Genomic DNA, 18,330 nt, shown 5'->3' on the forward strand with positions numbered 1-18,330 from the left:
AGAGGGATAAGCTATGTTAACAATTATCGACGCTGCTCTTTCTAGAACACGCTCAGTTTTAATGGTATTTGTGCTGCTATTAATTGCAGGCGCGGTTACTTATTCGAATATTGCCAAAGAATCTAACCCAGATATCACCATACCAATGATTTATGTTTCTATGGTACATGACGGTATCTCGCCTGAAGATGCCGAGCGAATGCTAGTCAGACCGATGGAAAAGGAGCTTAAATCTATTGCTGGTATCAAAGAGATGACCTCTAATGCCGGTGAAGGCCATGCTTCGGTAACACTTGAATTTCTTGCTGGTTTAGATCCTAAAGAAGCATTAGCCGACGTACGCGATAAGGTGACGCTAGCTAAAGCGAAACTACCGTCAGAATCGGAAGAGCCCGAAGTTCACGAAGTTACCATGGCGAATCAAGTGCCTGCGGTAACTGTTATTCTTTCAGGACCTGTGACGGAAAGAGGACTTCTAACACTCGCGCGTGATCTAAAAGATAAAATTGAAGCGTTAACAGAAGTTTTAGAAGTTGATATCGGCGGTGATAGAGAAGACATGGTGGAAATTATTGTCGACCCTCTATTAATGGAAAGCTACGGACTTGATCAAAATGATATTTATAACTTAGTAGAGCGCAATAATAGACTCGTGCCAGCAGGGACAATGGACACAGGTAAAGGGCGATTTGCTATCAAAGTACCTTCCGTTTTTGAAACGGTACAAGATTTACTTGAACTACCGATAAAAGCAGATGGTGATAAAGTGATCACCTTTCAAGATGTATCTATTGTTCGACGTGCTTATAAAGATCCAACAACTTTTGCCCGATTAAATGGTGAAAGGTCTATTTCACTTGAGGTAAAAAAGCGCTCTGGTGAGAACATTATATATACCGTTGAGAAAGTGAAAGCGTTAATTGAGAAAGATAGATTACGCTGGCCTAACCAAGTGGTTGTTGACTACGTTGGCGATCAGTCAGTAGATGTGAAAGACACCTTGAGTGACCTACAAAATAATGTGTTGTCTGCAGTATTGTTAGTCGTCATTGTTATTATTGCCACACTAGGAAGCAGAACGGCATTGCTTGTTGGCTTAGCAATTCCTGGTGCGTTTTTAACAGGCATTCTTGTGTTGGCTATATCAGGGTTGACCGTCAACATTGTCGTGCTATTTGGTTTAATCATGGCGGTTGGCATGTTAGTTGATGGCGCGATTGTGGTAACTGAGTTTGCAGATAGGGAAATGAGTGAAGGCAAGCCCAAACTACAAGCATACGGTTTGGCTGCTAGACGCATGGCATGGCCGATCATAGCATCAACAGCCACAACTCTTGCAGCTTTCGCACCACTGATGTTTTGGCCAGGTATGATGGGTGAATTCATGAAATATTTACCTATCACGTTAATTGCGGTATTGACTGCCTCTTTAGCAATGGCGTTAGTGTTTGTGCCAACACTCGGAAGCTTATTTGGTAAAGCCCGTTATATGTCTGAAAAAGAACAGCAGCAAGTAAAAGAAGCTGAGCAAGGTAACTTAGATGCGTTAACAGGGGTGACGGGGCGCTACATTGCCATATTAAAAAAAGCGGTGGCTAATCCTTGGAAAGTATTAATGGCCACCATTGGTATCTCAGCTTTTGTTATTTGGCTATATGGGGCTTCAGGCCTAGGAGTCGTATTTTTTCCAGATGTTGAGCCAAATAGCGCGACAATTGTTGTCCGTTCTCATGGCGATCTTTCTGTTCGAGAAAAAGACAGTATTATGAAAGATATCGAGACGCGAGTATTAGGTATGGAAGAGATTAAGTCTCTCTATACGCTAACTGGTGGGAACGATATTGTCGGATCATTTCAAGTCAATTTTATGAATTGGCAATTTAGACGAAAGGCCGATGAAATCATTGCCGATATCAACCAAAAAACAAGTGATTTGGCTGGCGTCGAACTAGAAGTTAGAAAAAATGAAGACGGGCCACAAAGTGGTAAAGATCTTATTATCGAACTGAGCTCTCGATTTCCTGAGATGTTAGATGATTCTGTGCGTACATTACGAACAGCACTTATTCAAACTGGTAAATTTACCGATATTGAAGATTCTGCCCCTAAACCTGGTATCGAATGGCAGCTTAATATCGATAGAGCGAAAGCGGCAACATATGGAGCCGATGCAGCACTTGTTGGATCTACCGTACAAATGGTGACCAATGGCTTAAAACTTGGGGAGTATCGACCTGATGATGTCGATGATGAGCTTGATATTCGCGTTAGATTTCCTGAAGAAAAGCGAAATATTGGCCGGCTAGATAGCTTACGCATAAAAACCAATGCCGGGCTTGTGCCTGTTAGTAGTTTTGTTGAGCGTAAAGCTGTTCCAAAAGTTGACACTATTCGCCGTACAGATGGCAAGCGCGTTGTTACTATTCAGGCAAACTTGGTGACTGGTGCCCAATTAGCGACAGAACTACCTAAATTAAAAGAACAGTTTGTTAGTTTAGGGATAGATCCTAGAGTTGAAATTGCCATTAAAGGGCAAAATGAAGATCAGCAAGAGTCTGAAGAGTTTTTAGTAAATGCATTTGGCGTTGCCTTGTTTGTGATGGCCATTATTCTTGTGACTCAGTTTAATAGTTTTTATCAAGCATTTTTAATATTAAGTGCGGTAGTCTTCTCTACTATCGGCGTGTTTCTAGCGTTGTTTATTGCGCAAAAGCCATTCGGTATTGTTATGGGAGGGATAGGTGTAATTTCGCTTGCAGGTATTGTCGTTAATAACAATATCGTGTTGATCGATACCTATAACGTTTTGAGAAAACAAGGGTTGAACGTGATTGATGCGGTATTAACGACCGGCGCTCAACGACTAAGACCGGTGTTACTAACAACAGTCACCACTATTTTAGGTCTGATGCCTATGGTGTTGCAGGTCAACCTTGATTTCTTTAATCGTACAGCAGTGTTTGGTGCACCATCTACTCAGTGGTGGACTCAGTTAGCAACAGTTGTCGCAGGAGGCTTAGCCTTCGCAACAGTGTTAACCCTTTTGCTAACGCCTTGCTTAATCGTTTTAAGAGATAGAAATAGAAACAATCGATTACCGGCAGAAAAATCTTCTTTGGTGAATAAGTTTAAGAAAATTCGATCGGCAGCTTAATTAAGCTAAATAATACATGTATTGATGGGAGGGCTAACCTTCCATCAATAAAAACTCGACGATTTTGTTCATGTCTAGGTCATAGTCGTCTGCTCTAACACCCTTGACAATGAAATCTTCTTCTTTCGCTAAATCTACATCTTCCGTCATGATGTATCTACCGTGCTTCTTATTGTAAAACGAGCGAACTTTAGGGTTGGTGGGGTCGTCTTGGTTTCGTTGTTCAACAATTGCTATTTTGTTTGAGTTAAGTTCGACTAGCGAACCTACAGGGTAAACTCCCATGCACTTAATAAACAAATTAACTAAACGAGAATCTAAGTGATTGTTGTCGGCCAACGATCGCAAAATCGAGAAAGCTTTTATGTGGCTATATCCCTGTTTGTAACAGCGGTTTGCAGATAACGCATCGAAAATATCACAGATTGCAATCATGCGACCATACATGGAAATATCGTCACCTTTCACATTAAACGGATAACCCGTACCGTCTAATTTCTCGTGATGTAATCGAGCTACCTCCAAGCTAAGTGCTGGAACACCAGGTGTTTGCTCAATAATATTTATAGAATGGTTGACGTGAGTTTTCATCACTTCAAATTCTTTTGACGTTAATTTACCTGGTTTGTGCAGTATGTCATCGCTGATCATAATTTTGCCGACATCATGCAGAAATGCACCGATAGCAAGTTCATGGGTGATGTTGCGATCTATTTTTAAGTATTTGGCAAATATGGTTATTAATACAGATACAGAGACTGAATGTTCGAGTAAATATTCGTCTTTGTTTCGAATGTTAATAACGCAAGCGAGTGCATCAGGGTTTTTGAATACTTCATCTATGGCCTTATCGGTAATTTCTGCGACAGGCTCAACTTCTAGGGCTTTACCGTCTAGAGCGTCTTGGAAAACTTTAGCTTGAATGTCTTTAGATTTGTCAAAAATCGCTTTGGCTTTTTGAACGTCAACAATGACAGTATTGGCTTTTTGCTTACGACGCTCAGAGAGTGGTTTTTTCGCTTTACTTGTATCAATTAAAACTGAAACAACGCCTTTAGCTTTTAAGTTGTCTATAACAAGTTGGCTTTTTATGTTGTCCGATTTTGTTAAGCTGTAGTCACCTTGTTGTTCGACAATGTCTACAACAAAATCTCCTATCACTAACTCTCCTATTGACACTTCTTTTAACATACAGCTCTTGCTCGTTGACTAAAGTCTGTAACACATTTGTTACCTCTATAGTTTTTATAAGCGCTAATGAAGTTTTATGCAACCGTATTTACGATTTGTCATACTATAAATAATTATGGTGTCAAAATTGCTAGGTATTTAGAGCTAAGTCAAAGTTTCGTCTTTGGTGGCTGGTTTATTAAACAGCTTTAGTTTTGGTACCTGTTGCCGATAAAGCAAATAAGAAGGTTGTGAGTATTTAGAAAAATGAAGTCAGTAATATTAAAGCTATCGTTAATGATGTTAATCGTAACATTAACGCCGTTTATGGCCCATTCAGCCGCTTTGAAAGCTGTTCAGGTTTATACTGACGATGTTTTGCTTGATCTGATTAAAGAGAACAAGCACCTTTCTCAAGTCGTAGTCGATGAATGTCAATTGGTGCAAGACATTGAAGCTAGAGCAACCATTTCAAATAAACCGTCATTTCAGTTTCTTTGGGGAGACATGTTAGCGTACGGTGTTTGCGTAAAGAAAAATGTCGAACTTGGGCTTCACTATATGAACGAAGCTGCAGATCAAGGTTTGCCTGAAGCCTTAGAACAGCTAGGACGTTATTACCATATAGGTAAATTCATGCAGCCAGACCTAAGACAGGCAATAATATTCCTCCGCGAAGCGGCAGCACTCAATAACTTGAAGGCACAAATTCGCCTAGGAGAAATATACAGTAACGGCGAAGGCAGCCCGCTCGATTACCCAGAGTTGTATGCTCAACTTCATCACTCTGTTACCGACGACAAAAAAGTGCATAAGAAAATCGGTAATATCTTAAGAAGCCTCGAACAAAAAATGCCAACCCGCGTTGTTGAAGCGGCAAAACAAAACAAATATTAAGGTTTATTTGAATAAATCGTGAAAGATTTGTTCTAACATTGACCTTGTCTAAGGTATCTACGATATAATAGATAAAAATATCAACTTAAGACTATTACCTTATCAAAGATCCACATTTAAAACGCGAAGCTGAAAAGTATGAGAACCCTATTGCTAGTAGGGAGCTTTTACTGACGCTTATCGAAAAGGCGGCCATGCCGCAAACCTTTAAAGCTATTGCTAAATCATTAAAATATCAGAAGGAATCGCAACTTATTGGTCTAAAGCGTCGGCTGAGAGCAATGGAAAACGATGGTCAGCTTATATTTAACAAATTCAAGCAATACGCAGTACCACCTAAAAGCAATGTATTAACGGGGACAGTGATTGGTCACCGTGATGGTTACGGCTTTTTCCAGCCTGACAAAAAAGATGGCGTACAAGGTAAAGATCTGTATATTTCCTCTCACGAAATGCAGCGTGTTTTTCATGGCGATGTTGTCGAAGCAATTGTCGTTGATCGCACCGATAGAAAAGGCCGACAAGAAGTAAAAATTCTTGATGTGATTCAGCCAAGAAAACACGGCATGGTAGGTCGATTCTTTGTTGAGCATAATATTTTATTCGTCGTACCAGAAGATGCACGAATTAAACAAGATATATTAATCGACCCTAAAATGCGTCTTGGTGCACGTCATGGTCAAATGGTCATGGTGGACATAGTACAAAGACCAAGTAAACGAAGTAACGCGGTGGGCAAGGTTATTGAAGTATTGGGTGACCATATGGCGCCTGGCATGGAAATAGAAATTGCACTTCGAGAGCACGACTTACCTCATCAATGGTCACCAGCAGTCGAAGAAGAAGCAGATAAAATCGCTGATGAAGTCGAAGATAGTGCCAAACAAAGTCGTGTAGATTTACGCAATCTGCCGTTAGTTACTATTGATGGTGAAGATGCAAGAGACTTCGATGACGCAGTCTATTGTGAGCGAAAAAAATCAGGCGGCTGGCGTCTCTGGGTGGCAATAGCTGATGTTAGTTATTATGTAAGGCCAGGAAGCGCTTTAGATGAAGAAGCATTAGCGCGCGGAAATTCAGTTTATTTCCCGAGCCAAGTTATTCCTATGTTGCCAGAAAAACTATCAAATGGCCTTTGTTCTCTCAATCCAAATGTCGATAGGTTGGCAATGGTTTGTGAGATGACTATAAGTGATCGCGGCAAGTTATCTGGCAGCAAGTTTTATCCTGCTGTGATTAACTCTCATGCTCGTTTTACTTACACTAAAGTTGCTGCAATTCTTGATGGTGACGAAGTGCTTCGCGAAGAATATCAAGCACGTGTTCCTGAGTTAGAAGAACTACACCGTTTATATACTACTCTTAATGCTGCGAGAGAGAAGCGCGGGGCGATTGCTTTTGAAACGGAAGAGTCACGCTTCTTGTTCAATCAAGATCGAAAAATCGAATCAATAGTCTCTTTGGTGCGTAATGACGCCCACAAAATGATCGAAGAGTGCATGATTTTGGCAAACGTGGCTACTGCAAAATTTGTCGAAAAGCATGCAAAGCCTGGCCTGTTTCGTGTTCATGATAAACCAGGTGAAGAGAAATACGTTAACTTTGTGAAGTACCTTGGTGAGCTTGGTATTTCAATGCCTCTTACAGAACAACCTGAGCCACACGATTACAGCAATATTTTAAAGCTAGTAGCGGAACGTCCAGATCAGGAATTGATTCAAACCATGCTGCTTCGGTCAATGAAGCAAGCGGTATATCAAAGTGACAATATTGGTCATTTTGGTTTAGCGTTAGAGTCTTATAGTCATTTTACCTCACCGATCAGGCGCTACCCCGATTTGGTTATTCACCGTGTCATTAAAAGTATTTTGCAATCACAACAAGAAAGTGACGCCAACATTGGCAATGTAAATTACAGTGAAGAACAGGTGATGGTGTTTGGCGAACATTGCTCTATGACAGAGCGCAGAGCCGACGATGCAACAAGAGATGTCGCCGACTGGTTAAAGTGTGAATACATGCAAGATCATGTTGGAGACTCTTTTACTGGGGTTATTTCCACTGTAACAAACTTTGGTTTATTTGTTCGCTTACAAGAGTTGCACATTGAAGGGCTGATCCACATAACCTCTCTAGGCAGAGATTATTATCACTTCGATGATATTCGCATGAGTTTGAGCGGAGAGAAAACAGGTAACAGTTTTCGAGTCGGTGATGTATTAACGGTTAAAGTCGCTGCCGTCAATTTGGAAGAGAAGAAAATTGACCTTGTCTTAGATCAAGACAACCCCATTGTGAAAAAGGCAAAAGCTATAAAAGGGGAAAGAAAGCAGCAATCGACTAAAGCGGTTAAAAAATCGTTGAGAAAGAATTCATCGCCTCAAACGGCGAAAAAAAACAAAACGACAAAAAAAGGGGCAAAGAAGCATAAAGCAAAGCGCCCTGGAAAGAACGCTCGTAAGCGTAATAAGAAATAAGGTATTTAGACATGGCAAAAAATGAAGAGCTAGTCTTCGGAATTCATGCAGTAAAATCGCTACTAAAGCGATCGCCTGAAAGGTTTATAGAAATATATTTACTGAAAGGGCGCGAAGATGAGCGTTTAGTGCCAATCATTAATCAAATACGCAAGTATAAAATCGCCAGTCACTTAGTTAACCGTAAAGTACTTGATGAAAAAACTAAAGGTGAACAACATCAGGGTATTGTTGCTAAAGTAACACCGGGTAAAACGTATAGTGAGAATGATTTAGAAGACATTTTATCGCAGGCTGAAAGCAAGGGGGAGCACCCCTTCTTATTAGTGTTAGATGGCGTTACAGATCCACATAACTTAGGCGCTTGTTTAAGGAATGCTGATGCCGCAGGTGTTCAAGCGATAATCGTTCCCAAAGACAATGCAGCTCGCATTACCCCGACTGTTCGAAAAGTTGCTGTGGGTGCTGCTGATACTGTGCCTTTGGTTCAAGTGACTAATTTATCTCGAACGCTTAAACAACTACAGAATTTAGGGGTTTGGGTGATCGGAACTGCTGGTGAAACTGACGATAACATTTATGACGTATCACTGTCAGGGCCAATGGCATTAGTGATGGGAGCAGAAGGAAAAGGAATGCGCCGCCTCACGAAAGAAACCTGTGATCAATTAGTGAAATTGCCTATGGCGGGTTCAGTTTCTAGTTTGAACGTTTCTGTCGCTTCAGGTATTTGTTTATTCGAAATTGTCAGACAAAGGCGTGCAATTAGCTAAATTAGCACTATGCTTAACATAGTTAAACGAGAAGTTAAGTTGTAAAGAAGTCTCTTTTGTTAGTAAGTACCCCCATCAAATCAGTTATAAAGTTACGCCGCGGATTCTTATTCGTGGTGTTAATCTTTCTTTGTTTTGGCTTTGCAAGACAAGTTCATGCGGATGCTGAAAGTAGCAGCGTGAACTCAATAGAAAAGCAGCAAGGTCCACCAATTGTCCTCGCTGTATCAAATGCGACCTCAGGCCCTGCTTCAAAGTTAGGAATACGGTTAAATCAAGGTGCAAGTGCTTACTTTCATCGTCTGAATAAAAGTGGCGGTATCAATGGCCAACCTGTTTACATGTCACATTTGGACGATGGTTATGAACCCTATAAAACGTTAAAGAATACAAAAAACTTTCTTGAGAAAGGTGAGCTTTTTGGCTTTTTTAATTATGTAGGTACGCCAACGAGCTTCGCTGCGTTTGAAATTGTCACACAATCTAATTTACCTTTTTTAACACCTTTTACTGGAGCTGAATTTCTAAGAACCCCTGTTTCAAGCAATATTTTTAATTTACGGGCGAGCTACAGGCAAGAAGTGAAAGCTCAGTTAAAATATTTATTGCAACATGGAGCAAAGCGCATAGGGCTATTAGTACAGGCTGACGAGTTTGGCAAAACCGTTGAGGCAGGCTACCTAAAAGAAATGGCAGCTCTTGGTATTTCTCCTACCGTGACGACACGTTACCGCAGAAATACGCAAGATATTGAATTGGCATTGAGCTTGTTGAAAAAAGCTAACGTTGACGCCATCGCATTTGTCGGAACCTACGCGCCTTTTGCACATTTAATAAACTCTTCAATTGAACAAGGCTTTTCACCTATTTTTAGCTCAGTTTCTTTTGTTTCTAGTTATGATTTATTCCCTAAGCTCACACGCAGCGCTAAGGTATTAGTCACGGAGGTAATGCCTGACCCCGCAGAGTGTGAAGACCCTTTGTGCAAGCTGTTTGTTTCAGACATGAAGGCACTTGGTCATTCTAAAACTGATCCTATTCAATTAGAAGGTTATTTGAATGCTCACTTGTTTTCGGTAGCAGCACTCAAGTGTCAACCCCAACTGGACAAACAGTGCTTTATTAAACAAATACAAAACGCGACATTTAAGTTTGATGGACAATTGGTATCCTTTAGTGAATCTAATCATCAAGGCTTAAATAAAGTGTATTTAAATATCTTTATACACCAATAACTTTGTCATTCTGCTTGATATTTGAACTGCTCGCTAAAATGACTTGCCTTTAATGTAGATATTCCATACAATACGCGGCCTTAAATCAGCCTGAACATTTTTGTTCCTTGCCTCAATACTGGTGTTTGGCTGAGCCAGATAAGAGGCTACAACCGTAAGGAGCTCGTAATGCGTCATTACGAAATCGTATTTATGGTTCACCCTGATCAGAGTGAACAAGTACCTGGTATGATCCAGCGTTACACTGATTTAATCAGTGGTGCTGAAGGCCAAATCCACCGTCTAGAAGACTGGGGTCGTCGCCAATTAGCATACCCAATCAATAAACTACATAAAGCACACTACGTTCTTATGAACGTTGAAGCGCCTCAGTCAGTTATTGATGAACTAGAAACTTCTTTCCGTTATAACGACGTTGTTATTCGTAACATGATCATGCGTACTAAAAACGCGGTAACTGAAGCATCACCTATGGCTGCTGCTAAAGATGACCGCCGTGAAGCTAAGAAAGAGGTTGCTGAAGCACCTGCTGCTGTTGAAACAACAGAAGAAGCAGCTAGCGAAGAATAAGTGATCTGTGATTACTAATTGCCTTGTTATTGCTGGAGAGGTGGTTAAACAACCAAGCTTTTCAACAAGCCCCGCAGGCATCGAGCATTGTCAGTTTTCTATCGAACATAAATCTGTTCAACAGGAAGCTGGCTTAAATCGCCAAGCGTATGTTCGAATGCAAGTGATGGCAACAGGTGATTTATCACACATAACGCATGAATTAATTGCGGGCAGTAACGTAGAGGTGACGGGATTTATTCATCGTCACGAAGCCAGAAATGGTAATCCACTTCTGGTACTGCATGCCCAGCGAATTGAAATGATTATTTAGGAGAAATCCATGTCTCGTTTTTTTAGACGTCGTAAGTTCTGCCGCTTTTCAGCGGAAGGCGTTAGCGAAATTGATTACAAAGATATCGCTACGTTAAAAAACTATATCACTGAAAGTGGTAAAATCGTTCCTAGCCGTATCACTGGTACTAGCGCTAAATATCAACGTCAACTTGGTCGTGCGATCAAGCGTGCTCGTTACTTAGCATTATTACCGTATACTGATTTACACAAGTAACCTAAAGGGGCATTAAGATGGAAGTTATCCTTCTAGACAAAATCGCCAAATTAGGCGGCCTTGGTGACAAGGTTACAGTAAAATCTGGTTATGCACGTAACTACTTATTACCACAAGGTAAAGCAGTTTTCGCTTCAAAAGCAAATGTTGAGCATTTCGAAGCACGTCGCGCAGAATTAGAAAAGCAATTAGCTGAAAACTTAGCTGCTGCTGAAGCTCGTGCTGCTAAATTAGCAGAGCTTGCTGAAGTAACTATCGCTGCAAAAGCTGGTGACGAAGGTAAGTTATTCGGTTCTATTGGTACTCGTGACATCGCTGATGCGATCACTGAAGCTGGTGTTGAAGTAGCAAAAGCTGAAGTACGTTTACCTTTAGGTAGCATCCGTGAAACTGGTGAATTCGCTATCGCAATTCACTTACACACAGATGTAGACACTGAAGTAAAATTAGTTGTTATCGCTGAAGCATAATTAACTATTTTACTTAAAAAAGCACTAGCGCTTCGGCATAGTGCTTTTTTTGTGTCAAAATTTTTCCAATCCCGTGTTGTTTTCATTTCTTTGACTACACTTGCTAAGACATAACAATACTTTTAATCAATATTATGACACGGTCATTGCAAAATTTATTTGTTGCAGCAAATGTGTTTTGTGGCGTTATTGCCTTAATTGCCAGTGCAGGAATGTATTGGGCATTTAATAATAGCTACCTTATTATTTTATGGTGTGCAGCAATTACAGCGCTTCTTTCAGCTGCATTAGCAGCCATAAATTATTTCTATTTATTTCCGAAGCTAAGGCAATTTATTCAGTTAGAAAATTGGGCGTATTGTTATTCAGATCTTCAACAGAAAACTCGACCACCTAGAGTAGGGGTTATAGGAGATCTCATTCGCAAGCTAATGAGAACCGCTCAGCAAAATGATTTTGTTGTTAATAACTTTGACCAACGTCTTAGGAGCCAAGCGTTATTAGACAAGGATACTGGCCTAGGGAATCGAGAGTTTTTTAATAACCGATTAGAGGCATTGTTAAAAGAGGAAGATGTGCAAGGGGCCGTGTATTTCATTCACTTTAATGAAGCTGAACTTATCTTATCTTTATATGGCGCTTCGCAAGCAAAAGTGTTGCTAGAGCAGGTGGTTAACACCATCAAGCGACAAGTCATGAAATACCAAGGTGCTCATATTGCAAGACGACGCGCCTATGAATTAGCCATAATTCTACCCAATGTTTTTGTGCTCGAAGCTGAAAAGTTGGCACAAAGACTCATTCGATCTTTATCAGCTTTATCTTTACCTGTAGGCGTAAATAAAGAAGCCTTTGTTCATATTGGGGTGAGCTATTTCTCTCAAGCTGAAAATAGTTATCAAATAAAGTCAGAAGCCGATATGGCGTTACGTTCTGCCCAATTACAAGGACCTTCTCAGTGGTTCATGTATGAGCCTGGTGAAGTTGAGCATATTAGTGCTAAAGGCTCTTTGCAATGGCGTACCTTTTTAGAAAAAGCCATTCAAAGAAATGCCTTTGTTTTGTTTTTTCAACCCGTCATTTCAAATCACAACGCAGCACCAATACATCATGAGGTATTAGCTAAAGTCAGAGATAGGGATGGCGGTTTAATTAATGCCAGGGTCTTTTTACCAATGGCGATTAAATGTGGTATGGCGTCTCAAGTCGACTTACTCATTGTCGAACAAGTTTGCCGCCTACTTACTTACGACCAGCCACTCAGGGATGATTGTAGTCTAAATTTGTCTATAGATTCTCTGTTATCCGATGCTTTTATGGAAGGCTTAGAAGAGCTTGCAGCACAATATGAGCAAGTGTGTTCGCAAATAATCGTAGAAATTTCTGAATACCACCTCGTTAATCACCTAGAAGCATTGCGCCCTATTCTCGATCGGCTTATTGCCATGAAATTTAGGTTACTTGTCGATAAGGTTGGTCAATATGTTGAAAGTGCAGAATACCTGAAACTTTGCCAAATAAGCTATTTGAAGTTACATTCGAGTATTGTTGGAAATATAGATAAAAAACCTGAGAATCAGGTATTTGTGCAAAGCCTGTCTGCAATTTGTGAGCAACAAGAAGTGACTATGTATGCGTTAGGTGTAGAAACTTCTTTAGAATGGCGAACCTTACTAAGATTAGGCATTAGTGGCGGGCAAGGGCACTTTTTTACCGAGCCTGTATCACAAATGGCTAAAGCCATTCACTTGCCTTAAGCTTTCCTCGCTCAACCATACCTCTTAACCCTTGAAGACCACCAGTATGCAGCAAAACAACATGTGTTCCTGGTTTAAAGTACATTTGCTCGGCCAGTTGTAAAACGGCAAGCATCATTTTTCCTGAATAAACTGGCTCAATGGGAAGGTGCGTGTATTGCCTAAAAGAAAGCATTGCCTTGATATCATCTTCAGAAAACTTGCCGTATCCGCCACAGTGAAAATTGTGTAGCAACTGCCATTGGGTAAGAAGGGGGGTTCCTTTCTCAATTAAGCCTTTAATCTCTTGCTCTAAGTAATGTGCATTTTTTAAGACGCTAATACCAATAATGTTGTGTTTATTTTGGTCTGCCTTAATCAAACCTGCTATGGTGCCACCGCTACCTACAGGTGTAATTAAATAGTCATAAGTCGTTTGTTTATCGAGTTCATTGATTACGTCGCCAACACCTTGCAATGCCGAAGAAGCGCTTCCACCTTCAGGAAGAAGAAGGTAATCAGGGTACTTTTCTTGTAACTCTTTTAAAAAGGCCGGTTCAGCTCTTTGCTTATACGTTTCTCTATCAACGAATTGAAGCTGCATTCCCCACTGTTGAACTTCACTTAAGGTCGCATTGTTTTGGTATCTTTCTTCCCCACGAATTATGCCCATGGTTTTAAATTGATGGAGCTTGCCTGCATAAGCTAGTGCATGAATATGGTTTGAATAAGCGCCACCAAAACTTAAGATACCTTTGAATTTTTTGTTGTTAACTTGCTGCAATGCTTGTTTTAGCTTTCGCCATTTGTTGCCAGAGATAATAGGGTGAATAAGATCGTCACGCTTTACAGAGACAGAAATATTAGCTTTGTCGAATATAGGATGGCTGAGTTTATGAAGCGGAGAGCCAGTAAAATAATCTGTCATTTAAATATCTTTCGTTAAATTAGCGAGTGTTAATTAGGCTCAATTTAGGTTAGGCCTTGAATTTTAGCTAAAAAACTTGCGGATCACGACCAATCAGGGATAATGAATCTATAGAGCAAGGTGCAGTATCATATAATAAAACGGACCAATGTCTTTAATTAATCGCGTTAAAAAGCTGTTTTCTTCAAAAGAGCCTGAGGGCATCTTAGCTATTAGCTTGCAGCAAAAAGTTGTGCAATGTTGCTATACAAATAAAGCTATGGTTGCAACATGCTTTGATAAAGAGTTATCTGGCAATAATGTAGACAAAGCATTTGAATCACTAGCAGAACGCGACGAGTTTGCTGGTCAAACGCATTTGATATTATCCGGTAAACAGCAACAAATTGTTCAAATCGATAAACCTAAATTAGCTGACGATGAAATTGTAAGCGCCCTCCCTTGGCAAATTAAAGATCTCGTATCCTATGCACCAGAGAATATGGTTGTCGATTATGTCGATTTACCTATTCAAATTGCCGGCGAAGATAAGATAAATGTAGTGTGCACTGCCAAAGATAATTTGAGCGCATGGGTTAGCTCCTTAGCAGAACAAGAGTTATCTTTGAAGTCTATTACGGCTGAAGAGTTTGCGTTTGCTGCGTTACCGCCCGTGAGTGAAGACGCTAAGTTGCTTCTTTGCCAGCAGCCAAATGAGGAAATACTCATTTTAATTGTTAAGCAGGGCATGATTTACTTTCAGCGTCGATTGCGGGGTATGGCTCAAATTGGCAGTAAAACACAGGAAGAATTAGCTTTTGGCACATTAGATAGCCTAAGCTTGGAAATTCAGCGTTCTACAGACTATTACGAAAGACAACTAAAGCAAGCACCCATTAAATCGATTGACGTTTTACTTCCTATTGAAAGTGAGGCTTTTATTGCTCGAAAATTAGCTGAAAATACTCATATCCCCGTCAATTTATTTACTATGCCTGAAGGGTATGAACAGCATAGGGAATTCGCAGCTTGCATTGGAGCGACTAGACTCGCGAGTCAAATGGAGCTGACACAATGAGTAAATATACATTAAACCTTTTACAAGATGATTTACTGCCTAAAAAGCCTCGTTGGTCTTTCGAAAACACGGTGCAATTGTGGGGTGTGTCTGCTTTATTAATGGTGGTTTGGTTTGTTTGGTCTGATAACAAGCACAGTGAATTGAGTGAGTTAGCTAATCAATTATCAGAAAAAGAAGCACAATTAGAAGATCAAAAGAATACTTTAGAAACAGCGCTTGGTAACCACAAAGCGGATGCTGCGCTCGTTGAAAAACTTAAAAATGCTGAATTGGTGCTAAAGCACAAGAATACACTTAATCAGTTACTGACCAACTCATCTTCGACTCATGCAAAAGGTTTTTCTCAGGCAATGACGGAACTTTCTGAGCGTCACCATCGCGATATTAGTATTCAACAAGTCAAGCTTGCGGATGATTCGATTTATTTGGCTGGAGTTGCTAGGGCGCCAGATTCTGTGCCTACTTGGCTTACGGCATTTGAACATACTACATTTTTATCTGGCCATCATTTTGCCCACTTCGCCTTACGAGAAAATGAACAAGGCATTACTGAATTTACCGTAAGCTCACAGGTTGATAGTGAGGAGACGAAATAATGGCAAATCGTTGGCAAGAGTATCAACAAAAATTTCAGGCGTTATCTTCTCGCGAGCAAATACTTATTACCGCAACAGGGTTAGTAGCAATTATATTTGTTAGTTTTTCTTTGGCAATTGACCCATTGCTACAAAAAATTAACTCGTATGAAAAAAGTATTCGTACATCGCAGACGACGATTAAGTCGACTGAATCTATGATCAACATCTTAAATGACGGTTTGTCTAAAGATCCGAATAAGCGTTTAAATTTGCAGCTAGAAAAAATAGAACAACAGTTAAAGCAAGTTGACGGTAAACTTCTCGAATTAACCACTGAGTTAATTTCTCCGATTCAGATGCGAATGGCGTTACAAGAGCTACTCCGCTCAGATAATCGAGTGTCATTGTTATCCTTCGAAATATCGCCTGCAAAGAGCGTGATCTTAGGCGCAGATAAACAAGACAGCGATATGGATAGTAACGCTGAACAAAACAGTGAGAAAGAAGAAGATTTAACTCTTTATCGTCATGAACTAACGCTTACTTTGTCAGGGAGTTACTTTGCCTTGCAAGACTACTTGAAAGCGCTAGAGTCTTTAAAGTGGAAGTTTTTTTGGCAAGAATTTGACTATCAATTAACTGAGTACCCTAAAGGGACTTTAGTCATTCGATTATATAGTTTGAGTACGAAAAGAGGGTTTATCGGTGTTTAATAAGTGCATTTTCATCGTCTCGTTATTTTCGTCAGCGATAGTATTCGCTCAGACCACTGATCCAACCAAGCCTTTAAACCTGCATGCTCAATCTGGTGCAGAGTCAGTTAGGCAAGTCGGTGAATTAACACTCGAGTCTGTCATACAAGCTAACAATGAAGTCCGTGTCGTTATTAACGGTCAAATACTCAAAGTTGGTGACCAAATTAATCAGTATAAAGTGCAGAACATTAAGGATAAACTGGTGACATTAACGTCTCCAGAAGATACGCTAACTCTGTCTTTATTTCGCAACCAAGTAATAAAAGCAACAACAAAAGATACGCAATTATGAAGCAGCCATCGTTAAGAATATTTTCCCTTTTGATGCTAGTTGGTCTAGCGAGTTGCCAAAGTGTACCTCAGCCACCGACTGAAATGGCGCAGGAACTAGACGACGCCATCGCGAGTGCAGAAAAAGTTGCAGCACCCGCACCTTTAAAGAATTTACCTTCTAGCGTGCAGCAAGAGCTGATGCAAGGTGAAATTCAGCAAGCTAGAGCAGGATTGCTATCTGAAAAACGATTAGATATTGCGGCAAGCCAAGTAAATGCGCAGGCTTTTTTTGCTGCCCTAGTAGAAGACTCTCCATATAGTGTGGCTGTTCACCCTGAAGTTGCCGGTAGCATTACCTTAAACTTAAAAGATGTCACTTTACCTGAAGCAATTGATGTTATTGAACAACTTTATGGATTTGATATTAAACACCAAGGTCGAATTATTCAGGTTTATCCTGCAGGGATTCGCACCGAAACCATCCCGCTTAACTATTTGTTTGTTAAACGATTTGGTGCGTCGAGTACTTCAATAAATTCTGGCGGTGTTTCAGAAAATGATCCTAATAATGGTAACGGAAACAATAATAATAACGGTCGAAATAGTAATTCACGAAATAACAACAGTAATAACCAGAACGGTCAGAACAATCAGAGTATGAATAGCGGTATTAATATTTATACCGAGAATGAATCTGACTTTTGGAAAGAGCTAAAAGAGACGTTAGTAACACTGGTTGGTCAAGAAGAAGGTCGCTCGGTTATCGTTTCTCCACAAGCTGGTTTAGTGACAGTACGTGCTTTACCAAATGAAATCGCGGCGGTTAAAAAATTCATCAATGATACGCAAAGCCACTTGCGCCGTCAGGTCATTATTGAAGCAAAAATAATGGAAGTTACCTTGAATGACGACTACCAACAGGGCGTGAAGTGGGATCAAGTGCTAGGTCATATTGGTAGCACAGATATCGGTTTTTCTACGACAGGGCAACTTGCAGGTAACGCTATTGCGTCGACTATTGGCGGTACAACAGCTATCAGTTTTAGTAACCAAGATTTTTCAGGTGTGATTGAGTTATTACAAACACAAGGTAATGTACAAGTTCTGTCAAGTCCTCGAATTACGGCAACGAACAACCAGAAAGCTGTTATCAAAGTAGGTGATGATGAGTATTTTGTTACAGAAGTCTCAAGCACGACCACAACAGGTACAGCGACAACAACGACGCCAGAAGTTGAATTAACACCATTTTTCTCGGGTATAGCGCTAGATGTAACTCCTCAGATAAATGAAAATGGCGAAGTTATTTTACATATACACCCTTCAGTTACGGTGACGAACGAACAGGTTAAGGTTATTACGTTAGGCGACGATGATTTCGCGTTGCCTTTGGCACAAAGTAGCGTACGTGAATCTGACACTATTATTCGGGCAAATTCCGGAGAAATCGTCGTAATTGGTGGTCTAATCGAAACCCGCAGTGTTGATTTAGAGTCTAAAACACCGTTACTTGGCGACATTCCTCTAATGGGTGAGTTGTTTAAAAGTAAGAGCCAAACCATGCAAAAGAAAGAGCTGATCATTATGCTTAAACCTGTGGTTATTGGGCAAGATACATGGAAGAACCAGCTGAAAGACGCACGTAAACTGCTTAAGCAATGGTTTCCAAACGAACAACTCGACAGTTCTGAATAGTAGGTAGTT

At 40.4% G+C, this 18,330-nt stretch carries 17 protein-coding genes; 15 read left to right on the forward strand and 2 right to left on the reverse strand.

Going from position 1 to position 18,330, the window contains the following annotated elements; translation table 11 throughout:
• Positions 1–13: 13 nt before the first annotated feature.
• Positions 14–3,154: an efflux RND transporter permease subunit gene (locus ACOB80_RS11340; RefSeq protein WP_473165947.1), complete on the forward strand. Its 3,141-nt coding sequence runs from the start codon at positions 14–16 to the stop codon at positions 3,152–3,154.
• A gap of 33 nt (positions 3,155–3,187) precedes the next feature.
• Here ACOB80_RS11340 and ACOB80_RS11345 read toward each other — a convergent pair whose 3' ends face one another.
• The gene (locus ACOB80_RS11345; protein WP_473165948.1) at positions 3,188–4,345 is read right to left on the reverse strand and encodes an HD-GYP domain-containing protein; all 1,158 of its coding nucleotides are present in this window, start codon (positions 4,343–4,345) and stop codon (positions 3,188–3,190) included.
• 246 nt (positions 4,346–4,591) lie between these two features.
• On the opposite strand from ACOB80_RS11345, the gene ACOB80_RS11350 reads away from it, so the two are divergent.
• The 9 genes from ACOB80_RS11350 to ACOB80_RS11390 all read left to right on the forward strand — a co-directional run bounded on the left by ACOB80_RS11350 (position 4,592) and on the right by ACOB80_RS11390 (position 13,053).
• Positions 4,592–5,221 carry a tetratricopeptide repeat protein gene (locus tag ACOB80_RS11350; RefSeq protein ID WP_473165949.1) on the forward strand — a complete coding sequence of 210 codons (630 nt, stop codon included), beginning with the start codon at positions 4,592–4,594 and terminating at the stop codon, positions 5,219–5,221.
• A 101-nt stretch (positions 5,222–5,322) separates the two neighbouring features.
• Positions 5,323–7,698 carry a ribonuclease R gene (gene rnr / locus ACOB80_RS11355; RefSeq protein WP_473166287.1) on the forward strand — a complete coding sequence of 792 codons (2,376 nt, stop codon included), beginning with the start codon at positions 5,323–5,325 and terminating at the stop codon, positions 7,696–7,698.
• A gap of 11 nt (positions 7,699–7,709) precedes the next feature.
• A complete protein-coding gene (rlmB, locus tag ACOB80_RS11360) occupies positions 7,710–8,471 on the forward strand; it encodes a 23S rRNA (guanosine(2251)-2'-O)-methyltransferase RlmB (RefSeq protein WP_473165950.1) in 762 nt (253 codons plus the stop codon).
• Positions 8,472–8,584: 113 nt separating this feature from the next.
• Entirely contained in the window at positions 8,585–9,706 is a 1,122-nt protein-coding gene (locus ACOB80_RS11365; protein WP_473165951.1) for an ABC transporter substrate-binding protein, read from the forward strand.
• 168 nt (positions 9,707–9,874) lie between these two features.
• Positions 9,875–10,276 carry a 30S ribosomal protein S6 gene (gene rpsF, locus ACOB80_RS11370; RefSeq protein WP_473165952.1) on the forward strand — a complete coding sequence of 134 codons (402 nt, stop codon included), beginning with the start codon at positions 9,875–9,877 and terminating at the stop codon, positions 10,274–10,276.
• A 7-nt stretch (positions 10,277–10,283) separates the two neighbouring features.
• Positions 10,284–10,589: a primosomal replication protein N gene (priB, locus tag ACOB80_RS11375; protein WP_473165953.1), complete on the forward strand. Its 306-nt coding sequence runs from the start codon at positions 10,284–10,286 to the stop codon at positions 10,587–10,589.
• A 9-nt stretch (positions 10,590–10,598) separates the two neighbouring features.
• On the forward strand, positions 10,599–10,826 hold the full coding sequence (gene rpsR, locus ACOB80_RS11380) for a 30S ribosomal protein S18 (protein WP_473165954.1): 228 nt from the start codon (positions 10,599–10,601) through the stop codon (positions 10,824–10,826).
• Between the two features lie 17 nt (positions 10,827–10,843).
• Positions 10,844–11,296: a 50S ribosomal protein L9 gene (gene rplI, locus ACOB80_RS11385; protein ID WP_473165955.1), complete on the forward strand. Its 453-nt coding sequence runs from the start codon at positions 10,844–10,846 to the stop codon at positions 11,294–11,296.
• Positions 11,297–11,430: 134 nt separating this feature from the next.
• A complete protein-coding gene (locus ACOB80_RS11390; protein ID WP_473165956.1) occupies positions 11,431–13,053 on the forward strand; it encodes an EAL domain-containing protein in 1,623 nt (540 codons plus the stop codon).
• On the opposite strand, the gene ACOB80_RS11395 is transcribed toward ACOB80_RS11390, so the two are convergent.
• Positions 13,031–13,960 (reverse strand): 1-aminocyclopropane-1-carboxylate deaminase/D-cysteine desulfhydrase, encoded by a 930-nt coding sequence (locus ACOB80_RS11395; RefSeq protein WP_473165957.1) that lies wholly within the window; start codon positions 13,958–13,960, stop codon positions 13,031–13,033. The genes ACOB80_RS11390 and ACOB80_RS11395 overlap by 23 nt on opposite strands.
• 148 nt (positions 13,961–14,108) lie before the next feature.
• On the opposite strand from ACOB80_RS11395, the gene ACOB80_RS11400 reads away from it, so the two are divergent.
• The 5 genes from ACOB80_RS11400 to mshL are packed head-to-tail and all read left to right on the forward strand — an operon-like array spanning position 14,109 to position 18,321.
• Complete coding sequence (locus ACOB80_RS11400) at positions 14,109–15,017, forward strand: hypothetical protein (protein ID WP_473165958.1); 909 nt, start codon at positions 14,109–14,111, stop codon at positions 15,015–15,017.
• Entirely contained in the window at positions 15,014–15,616 is a 603-nt protein-coding gene (locus ACOB80_RS11405) for a PilN domain-containing protein (protein ID WP_473165959.1), read from the forward strand. Before ACOB80_RS11400 ends, ACOB80_RS11405 begins: the two co-directional genes overlap by 4 nt.
• Entirely contained in the window at positions 15,616–16,311 is a 696-nt protein-coding gene (locus tag ACOB80_RS11410) for a type II secretion system protein M (RefSeq protein WP_473165960.1), read from the forward strand. Before ACOB80_RS11405 ends, ACOB80_RS11410 begins: the two co-directional genes overlap by 1 nt.
• Complete coding sequence (locus ACOB80_RS11415; protein ID WP_473165961.1) at positions 16,304–16,645, forward strand: hypothetical protein; 342 nt, start codon at positions 16,304–16,306, stop codon at positions 16,643–16,645. The genes ACOB80_RS11410 and ACOB80_RS11415 overlap by 8 nt, the downstream gene beginning before the upstream one ends.
• Positions 16,642–18,321: a pilus (MSHA type) biogenesis protein MshL gene (gene mshL / locus ACOB80_RS11420; RefSeq protein ID WP_473165962.1), complete on the forward strand. Its 1,680-nt coding sequence runs from the start codon at positions 16,642–16,644 to the stop codon at positions 18,319–18,321. The genes ACOB80_RS11415 and mshL overlap by 4 nt, the downstream gene beginning before the upstream one ends.
• The last annotated feature ends 9 nt before the right edge of the window (positions 18,322–18,330 follow it).

The sequence above is a fragment of the Thalassotalea coralli genome (genome assembly GCF_055786205.1).